Below are 7210 nucleotides of genomic sequence, written 5' to 3' on the forward strand. Positions count from 1 at the left end.
CTCAGTTCCCGTCCCTGGGCACGGAGTCGGTGTGACCCGCTCCCGCCGGAAGAGCGCCGTTACCGGACTGCTCCTTCGGGGTCAGGATCGGCGGCCGGTTGGACGGCAGCCGCTTGCCGTACCCGGAGTAGGAGGGACGCTTCTCCCTGACCACGACCGGCGCGAAGATCTGCAGCACCTGATCGCGGGAGAGGGTCTCCTTCTCCATGAGCTCGAGCACCAGATTGTCGAGCACGTCGCGGTACTCGACGAGGATCTCCCACGCCTGGTCGTGCGCGGTCTCGATCATCCGGCGCACCTCCTCGTCGATCGTGGAGGCGATCTTCTCGGAGTAGTCGCGCTCGTGACCCATCTCACGGCCGAGGAAGACCTCGGCGTTTCCGGTGCCGAACTTGCGGGCGCCGAGCTGCTCGCTCATGCCGTACTCGGTGACCATGCGGCGGGCGATGGAGGTCGCCTTCTCGATGTCGTTCGAGGCGCCGGTGGTCGGCTCGTGGAAGACGAGCTCCTCCGCGGTACGGCCGCCGAGCAGCATCGCGAGCTGGTCCATCATCTCGGAGCGGGTCGCGAGGAACTTGTCCTCCATCGGCAGCGTCATCGTGTAACCGAGGGCGCGACCGCGGGACAGGATCGTGATCTTGTGGACCGGGTCGGAGTTGGGAAGCGCGTGCGCGACCAGGGCGTGACCGCCCTCGTGGTACGCGATCATCTTCTTCTCCTGGTCCGACATCACGCGCGTCTTGCGCTCGGGACCGGCCATCACACGGTCGATGGACTCCTCGAGCATCTCCATCGAGATCAGCTTCTGGTCGGCGCGCGCGGTGAGCAGCGCCGCCTCGTTGATCACGTTGGCCAGGTCCGCGCCGGTGAAGCCGGGCGTCCTGCGCGCGATGACGTCGAGCTCAACTCCCTCGGCGAACGGCTTGCCCCTGCCGTGCACCTTGAGGATGCCCTTACGGCCCTCAAGGTCGGGGCGGTCGACGGTGACCTGGCGGTCGAAACGTCCGGGACGCAGCAGCGCCGGGTCCAGGATGTCGGGCCGGTTGGTCGCCGCGATCAGGATCACGCCGCCCTTGACGTCGAAGCCGTCCATCTCGACGAGGAGCTGGTTCAGCGTCTGCTCGCGCTCGTCGTGACCGCCGCCGAGACCGGCGCCGCGGTGACGACCGACCGCGTCGATCTCGTCGATGAAGATGATCGCCGGGGCATTCGCCTTGGCCTGCTCGAACAGGTCGCGCACTCGGGAGGCGCCGACACCCACGAACATCTCGACGAAGTCGGAACCGGAGATCGAGTAGAACGGGACCCCCGCCTCACCGGCGACCGCCCTGGCGAGCAGGGTCTTGCCGGTTCCCGGCGGGCCGTACAGGAGGACGCCCTTGGGGATCTTCGCACCGATCGCCTGGAACTTGGCCGGGGCCTGCAGGAACTCCTTGATCTCCTGGAGCTCCTCGATGGCCTCGTCCGCGCCCGCGACGTCGGCGAAGGTGGTCTTGGGGGTGTCCTTGGTGATGAGTTTGGCCTTCGACTTGCCGAAGTTCATCACCCGAGAGCCGCCGCCCTGCATCTGGTTCATGATGAACAAGAAGAGCAGCACGATGATGACGACCGGCAGGAAGCTCACCAGGAGACCGAGAAGGAAGTTCTCCCTCGGCACCTCAACGGTGTAACCACCTGTGAGCTTGCCGCTCTTCGAGGCGGTTTCGAGCTGGTCTGCGAGCTGGACACCCTGGCCGGTCACCCACGAGGAGTAGTAGCGCTTCTTGTCGGTCAGCGTGACCTCGATGCGCTGGTCCTTGTCGATGATCTTCGCGTTGTAGATCTTGCCCTCGTTGATGTAACCGATGATCTTCGAGGTGTCGGTCTTGTCGAAGTTGCCGTCGCTGCTCCACATCGTGGTGACGAGCAGGAGCAGCACGACGATGCCCAGGATCCACAGCAGTGGCCCACGTGTAAATCGCTTGAGATCCATCCGATGCGGAACCCCGGCGGGCCCGTCCCTTCCTGACCATGGCCTGGCAACCCCGGGCGAACCCGAGGTTCGCGGTATCCCTAACCGCTCCAACTGACAACCGGGGGAGGGCTGTGAGGCCTTCCCCTCGATCGTCCGAAGGTACACCGGCGTGCCGCACAGAGTAACTGCCCGGGCAGCACCGGCTTTGCCCTACCAACGTACGTCAGGTGGGCGCGTGTTCCCCTCCGCTATGGCCAATGTCGGACGCGCGGAGGGCGCGCTTCGCCCAGGGCGTACTTTTTCAGCTTGCCCCATACACATGGGGAGCAAGAGTCCCGATGAAGGGAAGATTGCGGTATCGCTCTGCGTAGTCGAGGCCATAACCGATCACGAACTCGTTCGGAATGTCGAACCCGATGTATTTCACATCGAGCGGCACCTTGACCGCGTCCGGTTTGCGCAGCGCTGCGCAGATCTCCACCGAGGCGGGATTGCGCGACTTCAGGTTGTGCACCAGCCACGACAGGGTCAGGCCCGAGTCGATGATGTCCTCGACGACCAGCACGTGACGCCCGGCGATGTCGGTGTCCAGGTCCTTGAGCACCCGCACGACGCCCGAGGACTTGGTGCCCGCGCCGTACGAGGAGACCGCCATCCAGTCCATCTGGACCGGCAGGTGCAACGCCCTTGCCAGGTCGGCCATGACCATGACCGCGCCCTTCAGCACGCCCACGATCAGCAGGTCCTTGCCCGCGTAGTCCTCGTCGATCCGGCCCGCGAGCTCCTTGATCTTGGCCTGGAGCTCTTCTTCCGCAATCAGGACCCGGGAGAGGTCCTTGCCCATGTCGGCTGCGTCCACCTGGGATTTTTCCTTACGAGACGGGGCTTGCTGGGTGTCTGGCGAATATCAGGGTGCCATACCGGCGGACCGCTCCAACCCCCCCGGGGACCTCCACGCGCCGCTGCCCGCGCCACCCGGTGACCAGACGGTCGACCTGGAGGATGTGCGAGGCGGCGAGCGTGCCCGGCGGGGACCCCGCCTCGATCGCCGCCCGGCGCAGCACCCGCCGCCGCACCGCGACCGGCAGGCCCTCCAGCTCCGGTACGGCCAGCGCCACCGCCCCCGCCTCACCGCCGATATCGCTAAGAGCTGAATCAGAGAGCACGGCCCCGGCATAGGCGACGTCGGCCCAGCCGTCGAGGGCGTCCGCGTCGTCCCGGCACAGGGCCGCGGTCCTGGCGAGCGCCTCGGCGACCCCGGGGCCCAGTTCGTCTTCCAGGGCGGGCAGCAGCCGTTCCCTGACCCTGACCCGGGTGTAGCGGGGGTCGAGGTTGTGCGGGTCGTCCCACGGGCTCAGCCCGAGCCCTCCACAGGCCGCCACGGTCGTCTGCCTGCCGAGGCCGAGCAGCGGCCTCAGGTAGAGCCCCGCCCGCGCAGGCATCCCCGCGAGCGAGCGCGTCCCGCTGCCCCTGGCGAGCCTGAGCAGCACCGTCTCCGCCTGGTCGTCCCTGGTGTGCCCGAGGAGCACGGCCGCGGCCCCGAGGCGTTCCGCGGCCGCGGACAGCGCGGCGTACCTCGCCTCCCTGGCCGCCGCCTCAGGGCCTCCTGAGGTGCCGACGGAGACGCGCAGCGCCTCGGCCGGGTCGAGGCCGAGGGCGGGCGCGAGCCGTACGACGTCGGCGGCCCTGTCGCCCGAGCCGTGCTGTAGGCCATGGTTGACGGTGAGCAGTCCCGCGCGGAGCCCGGCGCGGGGCGCGACGAACCCCGTCGCCGCGGCCAGCGCCAGAGAGTCGGCACCGCCACTGCAGGCGACCAGCACGAGAGAGCCCGGTGCCAGGCCGTCCAGTGCGAGCCGTACGGCACGGCGGACGTCGGCGACGGCGGGAGGCGGACCCATGCCCGCCATTGTCCGGCCTCCTGCCCTCCCGTAGCGCCCGCGGGTCAGCCGGTCGTCTCGTCAGCCCCGGAGAGGTCCTGGCCGCCGTCCCCCTCGGGGAGGACCGGAGCGCCGTTGGCCGCGGGCAGGACGGGAGAGCCGACGACCCTGGTGATCCAGCGCTCGGGGTTGGCGATCTCGTCCTGGGTCGGGAGCGTCTCCGGAGAGGTCCAGACCTTGTTGAAGCCGTCCATGCCGACCCGCTCGACGACCGTGCGGACGAAGGTCGACCCCTCGGCGTACTGCTTCATCTTGAGGTCGACGCCGAGCAGCTTGCGGACCGTGCGGTCGAGGCGCGAGCCGCCCTCGCGACGGTGGTGGAACTTGGCGCGGATGTCGGCGACGGAGGGGACGACCGAGGGGCCGACCGCGTCCATGACGTAGTCGCCGTGCCCCTCGACCAGGGTCATCACCGCGGTGAGCCGGTCGAGGATCTCCTTCTGCTCCGGGGTCTGGATCGCGTCGATCAGGTTGCCCTCGCCTCCCCTGACGGCGTCGGCGACCGCGTCGGCGGCGGAGCGGAGCCGGTCGAGGAGCGTGCTCAGGTCCATGTCGGAGACGAGCAGGAACTCCGTCATCTGCGAGCGGACGTACTCCCTGAGCCAGGGGACGCCGGTGAACTGCACCCGGTGGGTCTCCTCGTGCAGGCAGACCCACAGGCGGAAGTCGCGCGGGTTGACGTCGAGCTCCTGCTCGGCGTGCACGATGTTGGGCGCGACCAGCGTGAGACGGCCCGTCGCCGACCGCCCCGAGGGGTCGGGGGGCAGGAACAGCTCGTACTGTCCGAGGACGCGAGAGGCCAGGAAGGCGAGCACGGCGCCGACCTCGACGCCGGTGATCCGCGAGCCGACCGCGGTCACGATCGCGGGCGTCTGGTCCTTGCGCGCGGCCATCCGCTGGGTCAGCGGTTCGAGCACCACCCTGAAGCCCTCGACATTGGCCTTGATCCAGCCGGGTCTGTCGACGATGGTCGCGGGCACGGGAGCGGTCTCGGTGTCGATCCGGGTGAACTCACGGACGTGTCCCTCGGCAACTCGGGAGAGTTGCCGCAGCTCGGCGACCGCTCTGCGGGCCTCCTCTCGGCTCACTTGCGGCCCGGGGCGCACCAGGCGCGTTCCGGTCGCGACGGCAAGGTCCCAGTCGATCACCTGCATACCGTCCACCGTACGTGGTATCCGTCCTGGCCGCGCGGTCTGAGCCGTCAATCAGCCCGTGGCGACGGTCGCGGCGAGCCTGTCGAGGGCCGCCTCGGCCTTTCCCAGCTCCGGCGGGACCTCGTCGGCCATGAAGGCGAAGGTCACCAGGCGCCCGTTTCGCGTCGTGGTCATCCCGGCCAGCGCGCTGACCCCGTCGAGGGTCCCGGTCTTGGCGCGGATCAGGCCGTACGCGGAGCCGTTCTTCACGAACCTGTGGCCCAGGGTGCCGGTGAACCCGGCGATGGGCATGCCGCTGATGATCGGGTGCAGGTGGAGGTTCTCCGGAGCGGCGGCGGCCGCGACGAGCCTGGCCAGCGCGGAGGGCGCGATGCGGTTCTTCGGCGACAGGCCGCTGCCGTCGAAGACGCGCACGCCCTCGCCCGCCTTCAAGCGGGTCAGCACCTGTCGTACGGCCACCGCGGCGCCGTCGAAGGAGACGGGCCTGCCCTCCTTGAGGGCGACCTGCCTGGCCAGGGCCTCGGCCAGGTCGTTGTCGCTGAGCGTCAGCGTCCGCTCGACCAGGGCGTAGAGCGGCGCCGAGTCGACCCTGGCGATCTCCTGGGCGCCCGCGGGGGCCTTCGCCCTGGTCACGGACTTGGAGACCGTGACGCCGTACTTCGACAGCAGCGAGACGAACGCGGTGTACGCCGTGCGGGCGGGGTCGGGAACCCGCTGGCGGCTGGTCGGCGCGACCCTGCCCTCGTCGACCATGAGCGCCGTGACGGGGGCGACGCTGCCCTCGGGGACGTAGCCCGGCTTCCACGTCGAGGCGGTCCGCGGCCCGGTGTAAAGGCTGTCGTCGTAGGCCACCGCCACCTTGGCGACCCCGGCCGCCTTGAGCGCCTTGGCCGTGCGCAGCGCGAGCGAGGCGAGCGAGGCGGGCTGCGGGTAGACGGCCTGCGACGGTCTGGCCACCGTCAACGTGGGATCGCCCCCGCCGACCAGGATGACCGAGTTGGGCGCGGAGCCGCGCACCACCCGGGTGCTGAGCCTGGCGTCGGGGCCCAGAGAGGCCAGCGCGGCGACCGAGGTGGCGACCTTGGTCGTCGAGGCCGGGGTGATGCCCGTCTCGGCGCCGCTGCCGAACAGGAGGGCGCCCGTCTCCGCGTCGATGACCGCCGCGCCGACGCTGTCGCCCAGCGCGGGGTCCCCCAGCGCCTCGGTGAGCCTCCCTGCCAAAGTACCCTTGGCAGGGAGAGGTCCGTTCCCCCCCGCGGCCAGCACCGGACCCGCGGTGATGACCGGGACGGGAGGCGGCTCAGCCGAAGCGACCGGTGCGGGCGCCTTCTCGGTCAGCGCATCGCTGGTGAGCAGGTGGGCACCGGCCGCGACGACGAACAGTTGCAGCAAGACGAGAGTGACCAAGGCCACCCCCCGCTCGCGCCGCATTACGTCGCCGACCTTTCATGAATCGGTACCCAACAGCTGTTACGCCTACGAGACACTAACGCCCATCCGGGGGTGCCCGGGGGCTTGAGCGGAGGAACACGCGGTGGAGTTCGACGTTCTCGTTGAGATTCCCAAGGGGCAACGGAACAAGTATGAGGTGGACCACGAGTCCGGGCGGATCAGGCTCGACAGAATGCTCTTCACCTCCACGCAGTACCCCGCCGACTACGGCTTCATCGAGGACACCCTCGGCGAGGACGGAGACCCCCTCGACGCCCTGGTGCTGCTTCAGGAGCCGACGTTCCCCGGCTGCCTGATCAAGTGCCGCGCGGTCGGGATGTTCCGCATGACGGACGAGAAGGGCGGTGACGACAAGGTCCTGTGCGTTCCCGCCACGGACCCCCGGATGGAGCACATCCGCGACATTCACCACGTGCCCGAGTTCGACCGTCTGGAGATCCAGCACTTCTTCGAGGTCTACAAGGACCTGGAGCCCGGCAAGTCCGTCGAGGGCGCCAACTGGGTCGGGCGGGTCGAGGCCGAGGAGGAGATCAAGCGCTCCATCAAGCGCGCCGAAGACGCGGGGCCCGGGCACTGATCTGAGCGACGGGGTCGCACCGCCCGCGTCGTCGGACCGGGCGCCGTTGATGTGGTGCAGGACGACGCAGAGCACGTGCTCCTCGGGGCTGAGCTCGATCAGCGAGACACGGAACGGCGGCGCGGCGGACAGGTCG

General features: G+C 69.3%; 6 protein-coding genes. 1 reads left to right on the forward strand and 5 read right to left on the reverse strand.

The annotated features are described in order from the left end of the window. Position 1: 1 nt before the first annotated feature. From ftsH to dacB, 5 genes are all read right to left on the reverse strand, one after another. Complete coding sequence (gene ftsH, locus AB0395_RS31370; protein WP_366287314.1) at positions 2-1972, reverse strand: ATP-dependent zinc metalloprotease FtsH; 1971 nt, start codon at positions 1970-1972, stop codon at positions 2-4. Between the two features lie 283 nt (positions 1973-2255). Then, entirely contained in the window at positions 2256-2813 is a 558-nt protein-coding gene (gene hpt, locus AB0395_RS31375; protein ID WP_366287316.1) for a hypoxanthine phosphoribosyltransferase, read from the reverse strand. A 13-nt stretch (positions 2814-2826) separates the two neighbouring features. After that, on the reverse strand, positions 2827-3852 hold the full coding sequence (gene tilS, locus AB0395_RS31380) for a tRNA lysidine(34) synthetase TilS (protein ID WP_366287318.1): 1026 nt from the start codon (positions 3850-3852) through the stop codon (positions 2827-2829). A gap of 44 nt (positions 3853-3896) precedes the next feature. Continuing rightward, positions 3897-5045, reverse strand: a complete 1149-nt coding sequence (locus tag AB0395_RS31385) for a zinc-dependent metalloprotease (protein ID WP_366287320.1) — start codon at positions 5043-5045, stop codon at positions 3897-3899. Between the two features lie 51 nt (positions 5046-5096). Beyond that, positions 5097-6458: a D-alanyl-D-alanine carboxypeptidase/D-alanyl-D-alanine-endopeptidase gene (dacB, locus tag AB0395_RS31390; protein WP_366287327.1), complete on the reverse strand. Its 1362-nt coding sequence runs from the start codon at positions 6456-6458 to the stop codon at positions 5097-5099. A gap of 121 nt (positions 6459-6579) precedes the next feature. Between dacB and AB0395_RS31395 the strand changes: the two genes are divergently transcribed. Next, entirely contained in the window at positions 6580-7074 is a 495-nt protein-coding gene (locus tag AB0395_RS31395; RefSeq protein ID WP_366287321.1) for an inorganic diphosphatase, read from the forward strand. Positions 7075-7210: the final 136 nt, after the last annotated feature.

The organism is Streptosporangium sp. NPDC051023 (assembly GCF_040689595.1).
GTDB lineage: Bacteria > Actinomycetota > Actinomycetes > Streptosporangiales > Streptosporangiaceae > Streptosporangium.

What these genes read in the sequence shown, in the direction of transcription:
- tilS (WP_366287318.1), bottom strand. Translation starts at nt 3,852, where the DNA reads ATGGGTCCGCCTCCCGCCGTCGCCGACGTCCGCCGTGCCGTACGGCTC.
- ftsH (WP_366287314.1), bottom strand. Translation starts at nt 1,972, where the DNA reads ATGGATCTCAAGCGATTTACACGTGGGCCACTGCTGTGGATCCTGGGC.
- AB0395_RS31385 (WP_366287320.1), bottom strand. Translation starts at nt 5,045, where the DNA reads ATGCAGGTGATCGACTGGGACCTTGCCGTCGCGACCGGAACGCGCCTG.